Source organism: Streptomyces marianii, assembly GCF_005795905.1.
Taxonomy (GTDB): domain Bacteria; phylum Actinomycetota; class Actinomycetes; order Streptomycetales; family Streptomycetaceae; genus Streptomyces; species Streptomyces marianii.
Genome location: NZ_VAWE01000001.1, coordinates 6,527,491 through 6,544,334 on the forward strand (window position 1 = coordinate 6,527,491; position 16,844 = coordinate 6,544,334).

Here is a 16,844-nt window from a genome sequence, read left to right on the forward strand (position 1 = left end):
CGGGGATTCGCGCACGGGAGAGGCGAGTTACGGGCCCGTGGTCCGGTCGGCGCCGTGCAGGGGGGCGGCCCCGGCCGACGACAGGAGGGGCGCCGCGCCCGGCGGTGCGGTGGACGGCGGGCTGGGCGGCGCGTCCGGCGGACGGACCCCACGGGCGAGCCGTCCCGCGAGTTCGACGAGGTCCGTGCCGGCGAGACGGGGGAGGACGCAGCCGGCCAGGGTACGGCAGGCGTCCCGCCACGCCGCCGGCACCGCCGCGCCGCCGGAGAGGGCCCCGGACAGCGCGCCGGCCAGGGCGGGCGCCGAGTCGGCCACGCGTGACAGGCACGCGGCGGCCGGCAGCGCCCCGGCCATCCCGCCGCGCGCCGCCGTCACCAGGGCGAGGGCGACGGGCACGGTCTCGGCGGCGGCGATGCCGTAGCTGTAGACGTGGTCGACGATCTGGTGCTCCAGCAGGGGCACGAGGGAGAAGGCTTCCTCGGCGCCACGGGCGAGCGCGAGGGCGTGCCGGGCGTTGCGGCCGATCTCGGTGGCCTCGGGGAGTTCGGCGAGGGCGGCGCCGACGGCCGCGTCCACCCCTGCGCCGCCGAGCGCCGCGGCGACGGCGGCCGCCATGGCGCGGGCGCCGTGCACTCCGTCGCCGTCCTGGGTGTAGCGGGCGTCGAACTCGGCGAGGTCGGCGGCGTTCCGCGGATCGCCCGGGTGGACGACGGCGAGCACGGCGGCCCGGACGCAGGCGGCGTCGTCGAAGTAGTGCGGGTTGTCGTGGCCGGTGGCGGGCGGGCGCAGCCCGGTCGCGAGATTGCCGAGTCCCGCGCGCACGGAGATCCGGGCGCGGAGGGGCGGCACGGCCGCCTCGACCTCGGGGGCGCGGGCCTCGGCCGCGGCGATCTTTCCGGCCAGGGAGTTCCAGGCGGCATCGACGGCAGCGCGCATACGGCGATAGGGGTCGAGTCCGTCGAAGCGCTCACCGGCGGAGGCGAGGACGGTCTCGGCGGTGAAGGCGGCCCACTCGGCGTCGTCGGACGGGCCCAGGCGCAGTGGTTCCGGGGGCTGGTTCAGGGCGATGGGGACCGGGAGCGTGGTCGTGGCGTTCTGTTCGGCGAACGTGTCCAGCTCACGGGTGAGACGCCGGGTCCACTCCGGCATCCGGGCGGCCCGGTGCCGGGCGGCGGGCCACCCGGCGGCGTCACCGGCGGCGAGGCCCAGCAGCAGCCCCTCGATCCGTGCGCGGTACGCGTCGTGGGCGGGGGTAGCGGTGCGCCCCCGGGAGCCGGGGGCCTCGCCGGGGCGGACCGCGGTCCGGTGCGGCCAGGAGGAGTAGCCCCAGCCCGACACGGGACCGCCGGCGCCGTGCGTGTCCCGTGGCCGGGCCCGCCCGGCGGCCGTGCCGCCGTCCGCCGCCGGGCCGCGCGACCGGCTGCCCGGCGCCGTGTGCCGCCGCAGCGGGTCCGCGCCGTCCCCCGGCCGCCCTGCCGGGCGCGAGTGCTCCGGTTTCCCCGGGCGCTGCCGCGCGGTGCGGTCCGCACCCAGCACTCCGGCCGAGGGCCCGGGCGCCGGGCGGGGACGAGCACCGGGCGCAGCGTCGCCGCCCGCCGGGCAGGTGCCCGCCGGCGCCCCGCGGTGCCTCTCCGCCTGGTCCTCGTCCCCGTCGTGCCGGTCCTGTTCTTGACGCCTGCCTTCGTTGTGCTGGCCTGTCCGGTCGTCGCTCCCGTTGTGTCGGTCTTCGTTGTGCTGGTCCTCTTCCCGGCGGCTGTCTTCGTCGTGCCTCTCCGCCTGGTCCTCGTTCTTGTCGTGTCGGTCTTCGCCGTGCCGGCCCTCCTCCCGACTGCCGCCCTCGCCCTCCCCGCTCCCGCCGCGGCGATCGTGCCCCGCCGCGTCCTCCCCGTCCCGGAACGGCCCGGGGTCCGGGGCCGGCGCTCCCTCGCCGCGGGCCTCGTCGGATGCGCCCGAGGAGCCCGACGTCAGGTCCGGAGGGGAGTCCGGGGTGCCGGGGGCGGGGTGGTCCGGGGTGGCCGGGTCGAGGGGGCGGGGGGTCATGACAGTGCCTCGGAGTCGTCGTACGGAGTGAGCAGGTCCGCGATGTCCAGGACGTGGTGGCCGCGCATCGAGGGGAGGCAGCTTCCGCGGACGGGGCCGATCGCGGCGGCCCAGTCCGGCGGGATGGCGGAGGCGCCCGACATCGCGCCGGCCAGCGCGCCCGCGACCGCCGCGGTGGTGTCGGCGTCGCGGCCCATGTTCACCGCGGTCAGCACCGACGTGCGGAAGTCGCCGCGGGCCGCCGCGAACGCCCCGAAGGCGAGGCCGACGGCCTCGGGAGCCAGGTCGGTCCACGGGTAGCCGCCGATGACGACCGCGGAGCGGACCGTCCGTTCGCGACCGAGCGGGTCCGTCCCGGCGCGTTCCGCCGCGACGACCGCCCGGCGCATGGAGCGCGAGGTCCAGGAGTCGAGGGGGACGACGGACAGGGCCGCGCCGATCACTCCCGCAGGGCCGGCCCCGGTCATCGCCGCGGCCACCCCCGCCGCCACCGCCTGCCCGCCGTAGATGCCCTCGCCGTCATGGCTCACGGAGCCGTCGACGGCCACCAGCCGCGCGGCCTCGTCGGGCCGGCCCGCGGCGAACACGCCGAACGGCGCCGCCCGCATCGCCAGCCCGTCGCTCCAGGCGTGCCGGTGCTGCGCGGTGATGGGAGCCGCCAGCCCCCGGCGCAGGTTCTCCAGCGTGCCGCGCTCGCTGAAGCCGGCGCCCCGGAACGGCCCCTCGTCCAGGTCCGCGATCCAGTGGTGCCAGGCCTTCTCGACATGTGCCACCGTCAACGCCGACCCGTGCCGGGCGAGCAGCAGCCCGGAGAAGATCGCGTACTCCGTGTCGTCCGTGCCGGCGGGGCTGTCGGTCACGAAGCCCTCGATGCGGCCCCAGCGGCGGCGGATCTCGGACGGCCGCATGTTCTCCGCCGGTGCGCCGAGGGCGTCGCCCACCGCCAGTCCCAGAAGCGCGCCGCGGGCCCGATCGCATGCAATCCAGTCCACCGCGCCACTCCTTCGCACCCCCTCGGGCCTGTTCCCCGATCTGTCCCCCGCGGGGCGCCGGGTGGGGGCACGGGGAACATCGGTTCACACGTCCGGCCCAAGGGCGGAGCGCACCGCCCTGCCAGGTAAGTAAAGCCTGCCTTGCTGGCGCGCCCCTTACATCGCGCGTACTTTCGAGAGCGGAAAAAGGGGCGGGACGCAGGAGCGGACCGCTCGGGTCGAGGGGAGAGCTGTGTCCATCATCGAGACCGAGGCGACGCTTCACGAGGCGCACCGCGACAACCACACGCACCGTGACGTCAACGGCGGCTGGCTGCGTCCCGCGGTGTTCGGCGCGATGGACGGACTCGTGTCCAACCTGGCCCTGATGACCGGGGTCGCCGGCAGCTCCGCCTCCCCGCAGACCATCGTGATCACGGGCCTCGCCGGCCTCGCGGCCGGCGCCTTCTCGATGGCCGCCGGCGAGTACACCTCGGTCGCCTCGCAGCGCGAGCTCGTCCAGGCGGAACTGGACGTCGAGCGCCGTGAGCTGCACAAGCACCCGGTCGACGAGATGGAGGAGCTGGCCGCGCTGTACGTGGCCCGCGGAGTCGAGCCCGGACTGGCCCGAGAGGTGGCCATCCAGCTGTCCAGGGACCCGGAGCAGGCACTGGAGATCCACGCCCGCGAGGAGCTGGGCATCGACCCGGACGAACTGCCCTCGCCGGCCGTCGCCGCCGTCTCGTCGTTCGGATCGTTCGCCCTGGGTGCGATGCTGCCGGTCCTGCCGTACCTGTTGGGCGCCACCTCGCTGTGGCCCGCGGTGCTGCTGGCGCTCCTGGGGCTGTTCGCCTGCGGCGCGCTGGTGTCCCGGGTGACCGCCCGCGGCTGGTGGTTCAGCGGGCTGCGGCAGCTGGCCCTGGGCGGTGCCGCGGCGGCGGTGACGTACGGGATCGGAAGCCTGGTCGGGGCCGCGGTGTAGGGCGTGCTCCGCAAGTGGCGCCGCCACGGCCTCCGGGGCCTTCCCCGGAGGCTGTGACCTATGCCCTCTGCCCTATCGGGCCGCGAGGTGCGACACTTGTTCTTGGCCTCACACCATGAGCCGTTACCCGGCGGTTTCGAATCCTTAACCGCGGGGCATGAGCCACAAGCGCTGCGGGCAACGAAGCCTGCTCAGCATCCCGGGTCCGTGGACGCCGATCCCAAGCCGATCTTGTCCGCACCCTCCCCCACCTGCGCCGCTATCAGATCCCCATAGCGCGGTGTCCGCATGTTGGAATGGGCTATCCGCTTCCCGAGAACCGCTCCATCATGTAACCTGCACGAAATTTCAGCGGAGGGCCAACGTCGTCCCTCGGCACCGCCACATGCCACGACGACGACGGGAGAGCCGATGCGTTCCGACGCCTGGTCGCCCATGGACGGTCGCCCCGCTCCGCAGGGGATGTACGACCCCCGTAACGAACACGACGCCTGCGGCGTCGGGTTCGTGGCCACCCTCACCGGTGTTGCCAGCCATGAGCTGGTCGAGCAGGCGTTGACCGTTCTGCGCAACCTCGAGCACCGCGGCGCCACCGGCTCCGAGCCCGACTCCGGCGACGGGGCCGGCATCCTGCTCCAGGTGCCTGACGCCTTCCTGCGCGAGGTCGCCGGATTCGAGCTCCCCGAGGCCGGTTCGTACGCCGTCGGCATCGCCTTCGTCCCCCAGGGCGCCGAGGACGAGGCTGTCTCACGGATCGAGACGATCGCCGCCGAGGAGGGTCTCGACGTCCTCGGCTGGCGTGAGGTCCCCGTCGCGCCCGAGCTGCTCGGCGCCACCGCCCGCTCGACGATGCCCGCCTTCCGCCAGCTCTTCGTGAGCGGGGGCACCTCCCGGGCCGAAGGCTCCGGGGGAGGCGCGATCAGCGGTATCGCCCTCGACCGCAAGGCGTTCGTGCTGCGCAAGCGCGCAGAGCGCGAGGCCGGCGTGTACTTCCCGTCGCTCTCGGCCCGCACCATCGTCTACAAGGGCATGCTGACCACCGGCCAGCTGGAGCCCTTCTTCCCGGACCTCTCGGACCGCCGTCTCGCCACCGCCGTGGCCCTGGTCCACTCGCGCTTCTCCACGAACACGTTCCCGAGCTGGCCGCTCGCCCACCCGTACCGCTTCGTGGCGCACAACGGTGAGATCAACACCGTCAAGGGCAACCGCAACTGGATGCGGGCCCGTGAGTCGCAGCTGGTCAGCGAACTGTTCGGAGAAAGGGACCTGGACCGGATCTTCCCGGTCTGCACCCCGGACGCCTCCGACTCCGCCTCCTTCGACGAGGTCCTGGAGCTCCTCCACCTCGGCGGCCGCTCGCTGCCCCACAGCGTCCTGATGATGGTCCCCGAGGCGTGGGAGAACCACGACTCCATGGACCCGGCCCGGCGCGCCTTCTACCAGTACCACTCCACGATGATGGAGCCCTGGGACGGCCCGGCCTGCGTGACCTTCACCGACGGCGTCCAGGTCGGCGCGGTCCTCGACCGCAACGGCCTGCGCCCCGGCCGCTACTGGGTCACCGACGACGGCCTGGTCGTGCTCTCCTCCGAGGTCGGCGTCCTGGACATCGACCCCGCCAAGGTCGTCCGCAAGGGCCGCCTCCAGCCGGGCCGGATGTTCCTCGTCGACACCGCCGAGCACCGCATCATCGAGGACGACGAGATCAAGGCGTCGCTGGCCGCCGAGCACCCCTACGAGGAGTGGCTCGAGGCCGGGATCATCGAACTCGGCGACCTGCCCGAGCGCGAGCACATCGTCCACACCCACGCCTCGGTCACGCGCCGCCAGCAGACCTTCGGCTACACCGAGGAGGAGCTGCGCGTCCTGCTCGCGCCGATGGCCCGCACCGGCGCCGAGCCGATCGGCTCCATGGGCACCGACTCGCCGATCGCGGCCCTCTCCGAGCGCCCGCGGCTGCTCTTCGACTACTTCACCCAGCTGTTCGCGCAGGTCACCAACCCGCCGCTGGACGCCATCCGCGAGGAGCTCGTCACCTCGCTGATCTCCTCGCTCGGTCCGCAGGGCAACCTGCTGGAGCCGACCGCGGCGTCCTGCCGCTCGGTCACCCTGCCGTTCCCGGTGATCGACAACGACGAGCTGGCCAAGCTCATCCACATCAACGCCGACGGCGACATGCCCGGCATGAAGGCCGTCACCCTGTCCGGACTCTTCCGGGTCTCCGGCGGCGGCGACGCCCTGGCCGCCCGGCTGGACGAGATCTGCGCCGAGGCCGACGCCGCCATCGAGGGCGGCGCCCGGCTGATCGTGCTGTCCGACCGGCACTCCGACGCCGAGCACGCGCCGATCCCGTCGCTGCTGCTCACGGCCGCGGTCCACCACCACCTCATCCGCACCAAGCAGCGCACCCACGTGGGCCTGCTGGTCGAGGCCGGCGACGTCCGCGAGGTGCACCACGTCGCGCTGCTCATCGGCTTCGGCGCCGCCGCGGTCAACCCGTACCTGGCGATGGAGTCGGTGGAGGACCTGCTGCGCGCCGGTACGTTCATCGAGGGACTGGAGCCCGAGCAGGCGATCCGGAACCTGATCAAGGCCCTCGGCAAGGGCGTTCTCAAGGTCATGTCCAAGATGGGCATCTCGACCGTCGCCTCCTACCGCGGCGCACAGGTCTTCGAGGCCGTCGGTCTCGACGACGCCTTCGTCGCCAAGTACTTCGACGGCACCGCGACGAAGATCGGCGGGGCCGGCCTCGGCGTCGTCGCCGAGGAGGTCGCCGCCCGGCACGCCAAGGCGTACCCGGCCAGCGGCATCGCGCCGGCGCACCGCGCGCTGGAGATCGGCGGCGAGTACCAGTGGCGCCGCGAGGGCGAGCCGCACCTGTTCGACCCGGAGACCGTCTTCCGCCTGCAGCACGCCACGCGCACCAAGCGCTACGACATCTTCAAGCAGTACACGGGCCGGGTGAACGAGCAGTCCGAGCGCCTGATGACGCTCCGCGGACTGTTCGGCTTCAAGTCCGACCGCCCGTCGATCCCCCTCGACGAGGTCGAGCCGGTCAGCGAGATCGTCAGGCGCTTCTCCACCGGCGCCATGTCGTACGGCTCCATCTCCAAGGAGGCGCACGAGACCCTCGCCATCGCCATGAACCAGCTGGGCGGCAAGTCCAACACCGGTGAGGGCGGCGAGGACCCGGACCGCCTGTACGACCCGGCGCGCCGCTCCAGCATCAAGCAGGTCGCCTCCGGCCGCTTCGGGGTGACCTCCGAGTACCTGGTCAACGCGGACGACATCCAGATCAAGATGGCCCAGGGCGCCAAGCCCGGCGAGGGCGGCCAGCTGCCCGGCCCCAAGGTCTACCCGTGGGTCGCCAAGACCCGGCACTCCACCCCGGGTGTCGGCCTGATCTCCCCGCCACCGCACCACGACATCTACTCGATCGAGGACCTGGCGCAGCTGATCCACGACCTCAAGAACGCCAACCCGGCCGCCCGCATCCACGTGAAGCTGGTGTCCGAGGTCGGCGTCGGCACGGTCGCCGCGGGCGTCTCCAAGGCCCACGCGGACGTGGTCCTCATCTCCGGCCACGACGGCGGCACCGGTGCCTCGCCGCTCACCTCGCTGAAGCACGCGGGCGGCCCCTGGGAGCTCGGCCTCGCCGAGACCCAGCAGACGCTGCTGCTCAACGGCCTCCGTGACCGGATCGTCGTGCAGACCGACGGTCAGCTGAAGACCGGCCGCGACGTCGTCATCGCCGCGCTCCTCGGCGCCGAGGAGTTCGGTTTCGCGACCGCCCCGCTCGTCGTCTCCGGCTGCGTCATGATGCGCGTCTGCCACCTGGACACCTGTCCGGTCGGCATCGCCACGCAGAATCCGGTCCTGCGCGAGCGCTTCACCGGCAAGGCCGAGTTCGTCGTCAACTTCTTCGAGTTCATCGCCGAGGAGGTCCGTGAACTGCTCGCCGAGCTGGGCTTCCGCACTCTGGACGAGGCGGTCGGTCACGCCGAGCTGCTGGACACCACCCGGGCCGTGAACCACTGGAAGGCCCAGGGCCTCGACCTGGCGCCGCTGTTCCACGTGCCCGAGCTGCCCGAGGGCGCCGTCCGCCACCAGCTGGTCGAGCAGGACCACGGCCTGGAGAAGGCCCTGGACAACGAGCTGATCAAGCTGTCCGCGGACGCGCTGGCCGCGGCCACCGCCGAGGAGGCCCAGCCGGTCCGCGCCCAGGTCGCGATCCGGAACATCAACCGGACCGTCGGCACCATGCTCGGCCACGAGGTGACCAAGAAGTTCGGCGGTGCCGGCCTGCCCGACGACACCATCGACATCACCTTCACCGGATCGGCCGGCCAGTCCTTCGGCGCCTTCCTGCCGCGCGGCGTCACGCTGCGCCTGGAGGGCGACGCCAACGACTACGTCGGCAAGGGTCTCTCCGGCGGCCGGGTCGTCGTCCGCCCCGACCGCGGCGCCGACCACCTGGCCGAGTACTCGACCATCGCGGGCAACACCATCGCCTACGGCGCCACCGGCGGCGAGCTGTACCTGCGCGGCCGCACCGGCGAGCGCTTCTGCGTCCGCAACTCCGGTGCACTGGTGGTCTCCGAGGGCGTGGGTGACCACGGCTGCGAGTACATGACCGGCGGCCACGCCGTCGTCCTCGGCGAGACGGGACGCAACTTCGCGGCCGGCATGTCCGGCGGTGTCGCGTACGTCGTCGACCTCGACGAGGACAACGTCAACGCCGGCAACGCGAACGCCGTCGAGACCCCGAGCGACGCCGACAAGGAGTGGCTGCACGACGTCGTGCGCCGCCACCACGAGGAGACGGGTTCCACCGTGGCCGAGAAGCTCCTCGCCGACTGGCCCGCAGCAGCGGACCGGTTCAGCAAGATCATCCCGACCACGTACAAGGCCGTGCTCGCCGCCAAGGACGCCGCTGAGCTCGCCGGTCTCTCCGAGCGGGAGACCACCGAGAAGATGATGGAGGCGGCGACCCATGGCTGACCCCAAGGGCTTCCTGACCACCGGGCGCGAGGTCGCCGAGACCCGCCCGGTCCCCGAGCGCGTCAAGGACTGGAACGAGGTCTACGTCCCCGGCTCACTGCTGCCGATCATCAGCAAGCAGGCCGGGCGCTGCATGGACTGCGGCATCCCGTTCTGCCACAACGGCTGCCCGCTCGGGAACCTCATCCCGGAGTGGAACGACTACGCCTACCGCGAGAACTGGCAGGCGGCGAGCGAGCGGCTGCACGCCACGAACAACTTCCCGGAGTTCACCGGACGGCTGTGTCCCGCCCCGTGCGAGTCGGCGTGCGTCCTCGGCATCAGCCAGCCCGCCGTCACCATCAAGAACGTCGAGGTCTCGATCATCGACAAGGCCTGGGACACGGGTGACGTCAAGCCGCAGCCGCCGGAGCGGCTGTCCGGCAGGACCGTCGCGGTGATCGGCTCCGGGCCGGCGGGCCTCGCCGCCGCCCAGCAGCTGACGCGGGCCGGCCACACCGTCGTCGTCTACGAGCGCGCCGACCGCGTCGGCGGTCTCCTCCGCTACGGGATCCCCGAGTTCAAGATGGAGAAGCGGCACGTCAACCGGCGTATCGAGCAGATGCGCGCCGAGGGCACCAAGTTCCGTACCGGGATCGAGATCGGCCGTGACCTCACGGCGACGGACCTGCGCAAGCGGTTCGACGCGGTCGTCATCGCCGCCGGTGCCACGACCGCGCGCGACCTTCCGGTGCAGGGCCGTGAACTGAACGGCATCCACCAGGCGATGGAGTACCTGCCGCTCTCCAACAAGGTCGTCGAGGGCGACTTCGTGACCCCGCCGATCACCGCCGAGGGCAAGCACGTCGTCGTCATCGGCGGCGGCGACACCGGCGCCGACTGCGTCGGTACCGCCCACCGCCAGGGCGCGGCGTCCGTCACCCAGCTGGAGATCATGCCCCGGCCGGGCGAGGAGCGCAGCTCCGGCCAGCCGTGGCCGACGTTCCCGATGCTCTACAAGGTGACGTCCGCGCACGAGGAGGGCGGCGAGCGGGTCTACTCCGTCTCCACCACCCACTTCGAGGGCGACGCGGACGGCAACGTGCAGTCCCTGCACCTCGTCGAGGTCGAGTTCGTCGACGGCAAGCTCACCCGCAAGCCGGGCACCGAGCGTGCCATCCCGGCCCAGCTGGTCACCCTCGCCATGGGCTTCACCGGCACCGACGTCGAGAACGGCCTGGTCTCCCAGTTCGGCCTGGCGCTGGACGAGCGCGGCAACATCGCCCGCGACGCCGACTTCGCCACCAACATCGACGGCGTCTACGTCGCCGGCGACGCGGGTCGCGGCCAGTCCCTGATCGTCTGGGCCATCGCCGAGGGCCGCTCCGCGGCGCGCGGGGTGGACCACTACCTCACGGGCGCGAGCGAACTGCCCGCCCCGATCCGCCCGACGGACCGCGCCCTGACGGTCTGACCGGGCAGTCCCACCAGCCGGACCGTGTGCTGACGGTCCCTCATATACGTCCCGTACAAAGGCGTACGGAACAGACGCGGCGCCTGCCCCCGTCCCCGACCGGATGATGGGCGGGCGCCGCGGCATCTTCCGGGGTGACGGTACGCGCGCGTAGCCTCGCGGTCCGCGCGCCCGGGTGGTGCGTGTCCGGATTCCTGCCCGGATTCCTGCCCGGATTCCGGGTATTCGTCTCCTGTGCATCCCGGTCCGGCGCGTGGTCTCACGGCGCGGGCGCGGCCCGCAGTGGCAGCCGGGAGTCCGGCGAACGGGCGCGCCCGGGTGGTGCGTGTCCGGATTCCTGCCCGGATTCCGGGTATTCGTCTCCTGTGCATCCCGGTCCGGCGCGTGGTCTCACGGCGCGGGCGCGGCCCGCAGTGGCAGCCGGGAGTCCGGCGAACGGGCGCGCCCGGGTGGTGCGTGTCCGGATTCCTGCCCGGATTCCGGGTATTCGTCTCCTGTGCATCCCGGTTCCGCGCGTAGTCTCACGGCACGGGCGCGGCCCGCAGCGGCACCCGGGAGCCCGGCGAACGGAGACACGTCCATGGCGGCCATCAGCCTGCGCAAGATCGAGGAGACCGCTCCGGCGCTCGTCAGCCTCTACAAGTCCGCGGCGGTGTCGCTGGCGAAGCACGGGCTGAGCGGCCGGCGTGCGGCGGTCTACCTGGTGCTCGACTACTCCGGTTCCATGAGGCAGTACTACGGGGACGGCAGCGTCCAGGCCCTCGCGGACCGTGTCCTCGGGCTCTCGGCCCATCTGGACGACGACGGGCGCGTCCCCGTCGTCGTCTTCTCCACGGACATCGACGCCGAAACCGACATCGAACTCGCCGACCACGAGGGCCGGATAGACCGGATCGTGGCCGGGCTCGGTCACATGGGCAGGACCAACTACCACCTCGCGATGGACGCGGTCATCGACGACTATCTGGACAGCGGTGCAACCGATCCCGCACTCGTCGTCTTCCAGACCGACGGCGGCCCCAGCAACCGGGCCGCTGCCGAACGCTATGTGTGCAAGGCGGCCAGGCTGCCGATGTTCTGGCAGTTCATCGGCTTCGGCGACCCCGACAGCAGGCAGTTCGACTTCCTGCGCAGACTCGACGACCTCGCGGTCCCCGCCAAGCGCCCCGTCGACAACGCGGGCTTCTTCCACGCCGGGCAGGACCCGCGGAAGGTCCCGGACACGGAGTTGTACGACCGCCTGCTGTCCGAGTTCCCGGCATGGCTGGCGAACGCGCGGGCGATGGGCATCGTGCGCGCCTGACGCCGGGTACCCCGTCGGACGTCGACCGGGCCGCGGTACGAGGTGGCCGCCGGTCGGACCCCGACCGTGCCGCGGTACGAGGTGGCCGCCGGTCGGACGTCGACCGGGCCGCGGATACGAGGTGGCCGCCGTCGGAGTGACGTGGTGGCCGTCACGGCGATCCGCTCCGGATACCCGACGGCAGATGTCCGGTATTCGGGGTTTCCTTGGCCCATGAGCAACAGCTGGGCAGACTTTCAGGCGGCGGAGCCGGACTTCGCCACGGTGGTGCGGGAGCGCTTCGAGAAGTACAAGCACCATGTCCTCGCGACCCTCCGCAAGGACGGATCACCACGGCTCAGCGGGCTGGAGGTGACCTTCCGTTCCGGCGAGCTGTGGCTGGGGATGATGCCGGACTCCCGCAAGGCGCTGGACCTGCTGCGCGACCCGCGGTTCGCGATCCACGCCAACCCGGGCGCGGACGACTCCATGGCCGACGGGGACGCCCGCATCGGCGGACGGGCCGTCGAGGTGACCGACCCGGAGGCGAAGGCCCCGTTCCAGTCGGCGACCGAGGCTCCGGAGCCGTTCCACCTCTTCCGAGTGGAGCTGACGGAGGTCGTGCGGATCGGGGTGGAGGGCGACGAACTGGTCGTCCGCGACTGGCAGCCGGGCCGTGGCCTGCGGACCGTGCGGCGCCGCTAGGTGTAGTGACCCGAGCGTGGACAACGCAGGGCCGGGCTGCGCGAGGTGGTGTCGGTGCCCCGTTCGCCCGGTCACCGGACCGGCGCCCCGCGCGGTGCCGAGCGGAGGCTCAGAGCCCGGCCACCTTGGCGCTCGCCGACAGTTCGTAGACCAGCGTCACCGTGCGGTGGCCTCCCGGTGGGAGGGCGATGTCCCAGCGGGCGATGCCGTCGGCGTCGAGCACGTCGGGCGGCGGCGAGCAGGCTTCCTTGCGCAGGGACACCTCCACGGCCGAGACCTCGGAGACCGGGATCCGTTCGCGGAGGGCGACCATCCGCTCGTCGTGCTCCCCGGGTGCGGAGAACCGGGACAGGTGCAGCCGGACCGTGCGGGTGACCACGGTCCGCTGCGTGATGCCGGCGGTGCCGCGGGTCTCCTCGGTCTCCCGCACCACGCGGTGGTCGTCGGAACTGCCGAAGGCCAGCTCGACGGGAGCGCCGGGTGCCGTGAAGGCCAGCGTGCCACGGCCGGTGAAGCCGCTGTCGCGGATCAGGTCAACGGGCCCGGCGAGCAGCGCGTGGCCGGACCGGTTGTCGCCCCGTACGACCTGTGTGACCAGCGGTGACAGCTCGGGCGAGCAGGCGTACTCGCTGCGCGCGGCCGAGGTGAAGGCGGAGACGGGCACCCGGTGGGCACGGCCGTCGCCGGCCACCGAGACCGGAGTCGGTGACTCCAGCACCCTTGCCTCGCCGCCGTCGTCCACCCCGGGCAGACCGACCACCGGGGCCGGGCCGAGGTCCCCGACCTCCTCCTCGCGCAGTTCGACGTCGACCGTGCGGCGCTCGGCCGCAGAGCGGTCCCTGAGCGACAGCCGGTCCTCGTCGAGCCGCGGTGGGTCGGTGGCCAGCGCCGAACGGGCCGTCGAGAACGTCAGCCGCACGCCCGACCAGTCCTCGCCGGTGCGCTGCCAGACCATCGCGTCGGTCTCCAGCGTCAGGGTCCCGCCGTCGAGCACGGCCCGGTAGGCGGGCCGCCACAGGGCACACGGAGTCAGATGACTCAGCCGGAGCCGGGCCGGACCGGCCGCCGCGGCGTCCACGGTCAGCTCGATGTGGCCGGTCAGCTCGGCGGGCTCCGTCTCGGTGAGGGCCAGCGCCCGGCGGGTCTCCCCGAGTCCGGCCGCGACGGCGGCCAGCCGGGCTTCCACGGTGCGGAGCTCCTCGCCGTAGGTGTCGCGCTCGGTGTCCACCCGGTCCAGTTCGCGGGACCAGCGCTCCGGTTCGGTCTCGCCCGCCCCGGCGCCCTCGCCGATCTCCCGCAGCAGATCGGCGGCGAGCCGGCCGAGCAGGTCGAGGCGGGCCCGAAGACGGTCGCGCCGCTGTTCCAGGGCCTTCTGTTCCTCTTCGAGTTCATGCTCGCCACGGCGGAGCGCCGAGTCGTCGCCGGTGGGCGGCTGCGGGCTCCGCGGCGTCCAGTCGCGGACGATCCGCAGATCGAGCACGCTCGCCGGACGGTCCGGGTGATCGGTCGTCAGCTCGGCGTGCAGGGTGCGGTCGAGGGCCAGCGCGCTGACCGGCCCGAGACGCAGCAGCTGGACACCGGCCGCGAGATCCAGCACGGTGACGCGCTCGACGTGGGCCCGGTCCTCCAGGCAGGTCGCGGCGGTGACGGGCAAGGGAATCGGCAACGGGGCCGTGGGCATGGCTTCAGCTCCTCCGGTTGCCGCCGGCGAGGGCCTTGCCGGCCGGGATGCGGATCTCGTAGCCGCCGTCGAGCGCGGCGGTGGCGCCGGCGGGAAGGTCCACCCGCCAGATGCGGGTACCGGGCGCGTGGTGTTCGGGTCCTTCACCGTCCACGGGTGCCGTCCAGTCGGCCCGTTCCTCGATCCTCGCGTCCGGTTCCGAGGTGACCGGCACGCGCTCGCGGACCTCCACGGTGACGTGGCTCCCGAGCCGGTTGGCCAGCTCCACGTGGATCCGGTGGTCGAGCACGGTGGTGTTGTTGCGCAGGCCCGCGGTGGATTCGTGCAGCTCGGTGCGGCGGGTGACCCGGACGGCCTCCGCCGGGCCGAGACCCACGCGGCGGACCCCGCCCGGGGCGAGCGTGGGCAGTGCGGCGGTCAGCACGAAGCGGTCGTCGACGGTGACCTCCACCGGGCCGGCCAGGAGGGCCCGGTCGGTGGCGTTGGACAGTACCAGCGTGGCGTACACGGTCTCCTCCACGGACGGCACGCAGAGGTACTCGGTGCGCAGACCGACGGGCATCTCGGCGACGGTGACGGTGTGCCAGGTGCCGTCCGACGGGATGTCGGCGCGGGCGGCGGCGTCGTAGCGGTGGTCGAAGGAGCCCGCCGACTCGCGGGGCGGCACGGCGTGCCCGGGCAGCGGCAGCGCGGCCACCGCCTCGGCCCGGCGGCGGTACTCGGCGGCCACCGGGTCGCCGGGGGAAGCGGGGAAGAGCCGCCCCCTGCGACTGTGCTGCTCGTCCGGGCCGCTCAGGACGAGGGCGGCGTAGTCGAGCTCGGCACCGCTCGGCCGTGGAGGACCGGCCGCCGGTGGCGCGGCGGAACTGCCGGGGGCGGCCGGAGCCATGGGGACGCGGGCCGCGAAGGCCGCGCCGCGCGTGCGCGGCCCGGCGCCCGGTCGCGCCCCGGCCGGGCGTGCGAGATCGCGTGCCCCGCCGCCGAAGGCTTCCGGGGCGGCGCCGGGCGGACCGCCGGGGTCCGGGAGCGCGGCGGGCGGGGAGCCGTAGCCCTGCGGAGCCGGTGGCGGTGGCAGTGGCGGTCGGGGAACGGGCGCGGAGCCGGCGGCCACCGGAACGGGTACGGAGCCTGCCCCGGCGGCGGGGCGCGGGCCCGCAGCGTCGTAACCCGTGAACAGGTCGGCGAGCCCTGCCGGGGGCTCGCGCCAGCCGGAGGGCGCGGGGGCGGGCTGACGGCGCCCGATACGGACCGAGCGGAGCCTCGGCAGGTCCGTGCGCCGCCGCAGGTCGGCGGTGGACACGCCGATGCGTACGCCCGTCCAGTCCTCGCCGGTGCGCTGGGCGACCGAGGCGCGCAGCACCAGTCGGCCGCCCCCGTCGCCCTGACGGTGGGTGAGCCGGTAGGCGGGCACCCAGACCGCGCCCGGCACCCCGTACTCCAGCTCCACCTCGACCTCCGCCGCGTCCGTCCCCGGCTCCCGCTCGCCGTCCCCGGATCCGGACCCGGCTTCCGCTCGCGCTCCGACCCCGACCCCGGACCCGGCTTCCGCTCGCGCTCCGACCGCGGCTTCGGCCCCGGTTTCGGCTCTGCTGAGGGTCAGGACGACGGAGACCGTGGTCTCCACATCCGCCGACGGTGCTTCGGTGGAGGCGCGTTCGAGCCTGGCCACGGCGACGTCGAACTCGTGGTCGACCGCGCGCAGCGCCTTCTCCAGTTCGGCGAGCCGGGCGTGCAGAACCGTCAGCCGCTCGTCGACGAAGTCGCCGAGTCCCAGCCAGGCGTCGACCGGTGTGCGGCGGTGCGGGTCCTCGCGCCTGCGGGCGGGCGGGACCGGACGCAGCGCCTCGACCTCCCCGATCAGACCGAGTTGACGGTCCCTGCGCCCCTCCGCCGCCGCGCGCTCGTCGCGCAGCCGTTCGACCTCGCGCCACAGGCCGCCGGAGTTCTCGGCGGGGGCCGGCTCCGCCTCGACCTCCACCCGGGCCTCGACGACCCGTACGCCGGACCCGCCCAAAACCCGGGCCCGCAGGGAACCGGCGTCCAGCGAGCGGGGGAGTCCCTTCACCCGCACCCGGCCGTCCGCCGGTACGACTCCCCGGGCCAGCCGGCGGCAGAGCGCACCCCGCGCGTACACCACCACCGAATCGAGGGCAGATCCCCACCGCTGCGCCGTCTCGGCCGTCATCCGCCCGCCCCCGCCCCCAGTTGCGTCCACGTGGAGCGAAGCCTACGCGAGCGGCTCCCCACCCGGCGGCGTCCGGCCGACCCGGACCCGGCCCCGCTCGGCCCGGCGGTACCGGGCGCCGGCGCCTATGGCGGCGTCGGCGGTACGCGGCTAAGGAGGTTCCGGGCCCCGGCTTCGCGGTAGTGGACGTGCTGGGTCCCGGTGGTGTCGGACGTCTGGGCCTGTGGTGGCGTCGGAGCGTTCCGGCGGCTTGTGCTGCTCCGGCGGTTCCCGGCCCTGCTCGGCCCGGCGGTACCGGGCGCCGGCGCCTATGGCGGCGTCGGCGGTACGCGGCTAAGGAGGTTCCGGGCCCCGGCTTCGCGGTAGTGGACGTGCTGGGTCCCGGTGGTGTCGGACGCCGGCGCCTATGGCGGCGTCGGAGCGTTCCGGCGGCTCCGGCTGTCAGCGGCACTGGGCCGGCCCCCGGCGGTACCGGCCGCACTGCGGGACCGGCGGGGTCGGCGGGCACCCGCGTACCGGCGGGCCGGGCCCGCCGACGGCCGGG

At 73.6% G+C, this 16,844-nt stretch carries 9 protein-coding genes; 5 read left to right on the plus strand and 4 right to left on the minus strand.

Annotated features, from left to right (window positions below):
* Nucleotides 1–27: 27 nt before the first annotated feature.
* Together FEF34_RS29615 and FEF34_RS29620 are read right to left on the minus strand one after the other, a co-directional pair.
* Nucleotides 28–1,446, minus strand: a complete 1,419-nt coding sequence (locus FEF34_RS29615) for an ADP-ribosylglycohydrolase family protein (RefSeq protein WP_407698363.1) — start codon at nucleotides 1,444–1,446, stop codon at nucleotides 28–30.
* A 590-nt stretch (nucleotides 1,447–2,036) separates the two neighbouring features.
* Nucleotides 2,037–3,032 carry an ADP-ribosylglycohydrolase family protein gene (locus FEF34_RS29620; protein ID WP_138055890.1) on the minus strand — a complete coding sequence of 332 codons (996 nt, stop codon included), beginning with the start codon at nucleotides 3,030–3,032 and terminating at the stop codon, nucleotides 2,037–2,039.
* A 232-nt stretch (nucleotides 3,033–3,264) separates the two neighbouring features.
* Between FEF34_RS29620 and FEF34_RS29625 the strand changes: the two genes are divergently transcribed.
* From FEF34_RS29625 to FEF34_RS29645, 5 genes are all read left to right on the plus strand, one after another.
* On the plus strand, nucleotides 3,265–3,993 hold the full coding sequence (locus tag FEF34_RS29625; protein WP_138055891.1) for a VIT1/CCC1 transporter family protein: 729 nt from the start codon (nucleotides 3,265–3,267) through the stop codon (nucleotides 3,991–3,993).
* Between the two features lie 411 nt (nucleotides 3,994–4,404).
* On the plus strand, nucleotides 4,405–8,994 hold the full coding sequence (gene gltB, locus FEF34_RS29630) for a glutamate synthase large subunit (RefSeq protein ID WP_138055892.1): 4,590 nt from the start codon (nucleotides 4,405–4,407) through the stop codon (nucleotides 8,992–8,994).
* On the plus strand, nucleotides 8,987–10,447 hold the full coding sequence (locus tag FEF34_RS29635; protein WP_138055893.1) for a glutamate synthase subunit beta: 1,461 nt from the start codon (nucleotides 8,987–8,989) through the stop codon (nucleotides 10,445–10,447). Before gltB ends, FEF34_RS29635 begins: the two co-directional genes overlap by 8 nt.
* A 580-nt stretch (nucleotides 10,448–11,027) precedes the next feature.
* Nucleotides 11,028–11,750: a vWA domain-containing protein gene (locus FEF34_RS29640; protein ID WP_138055894.1), complete on the plus strand. Its 723-nt coding sequence runs from the start codon at nucleotides 11,028–11,030 to the stop codon at nucleotides 11,748–11,750.
* A 213-nt stretch (nucleotides 11,751–11,963) separates the two neighbouring features.
* Entirely contained in the window at nucleotides 11,964–12,434 is a 471-nt protein-coding gene (locus FEF34_RS29645; protein WP_138055895.1) for a pyridoxamine 5'-phosphate oxidase family protein, read from the plus strand.
* Between the two features lie 109 nt (nucleotides 12,435–12,543).
* Here FEF34_RS29645 and FEF34_RS29650 read toward each other — a convergent pair whose 3' ends face one another.
* Complete coding sequence (locus tag FEF34_RS29650; protein WP_138055896.1) at nucleotides 12,544–14,115, minus strand: DUF4139 domain-containing protein; 1,572 nt, start codon at nucleotides 14,113–14,115, stop codon at nucleotides 12,544–12,546.
* Between the two features lie 4 nt (nucleotides 14,116–14,119).
* On the minus strand, nucleotides 14,120–16,300 hold the full coding sequence (locus FEF34_RS29655; protein WP_234043260.1) for a DUF4139 domain-containing protein: 2,181 nt from the start codon (nucleotides 16,298–16,300) through the stop codon (nucleotides 14,120–14,122).
* Between the last annotated feature and the right edge of the window lie 544 nt (nucleotides 16,301–16,844).

Coding starts and splice junctions, on each gene's coding strand:
- gltB (WP_138055892.1), top strand. CDS start 4,405: ATGCGTTCCGACGCCTGGTCGCCCATGGACGGTCGCCCCGCTCCGCAG.
- FEF34_RS29635 (WP_138055893.1), top strand. CDS start 8,987: ATGGCTGACCCCAAGGGCTTCCTGACCACCGGGCGCGAGGTCGCCGAG.
- FEF34_RS29640 (WP_138055894.1), top strand. CDS start 11,028: ATGGCGGCCATCAGCCTGCGCAAGATCGAGGAGACCGCTCCGGCGCTC.
- FEF34_RS29645 (WP_138055895.1), top strand. CDS start 11,964: ATGAGCAACAGCTGGGCAGACTTTCAGGCGGCGGAGCCGGACTTCGCC.
- FEF34_RS29650 (WP_138055896.1), bottom strand. CDS start 14,115: ATGCCCACGGCCCCGTTGCCGATTCCCTTGCCCGTCACCGCCGCGACC.
- FEF34_RS29655 (WP_234043260.1), bottom strand. CDS start 16,300: ATGACGGCCGAGACGGCGCAGCGGTGGGGATCTGCCCTCGATTCGGTG.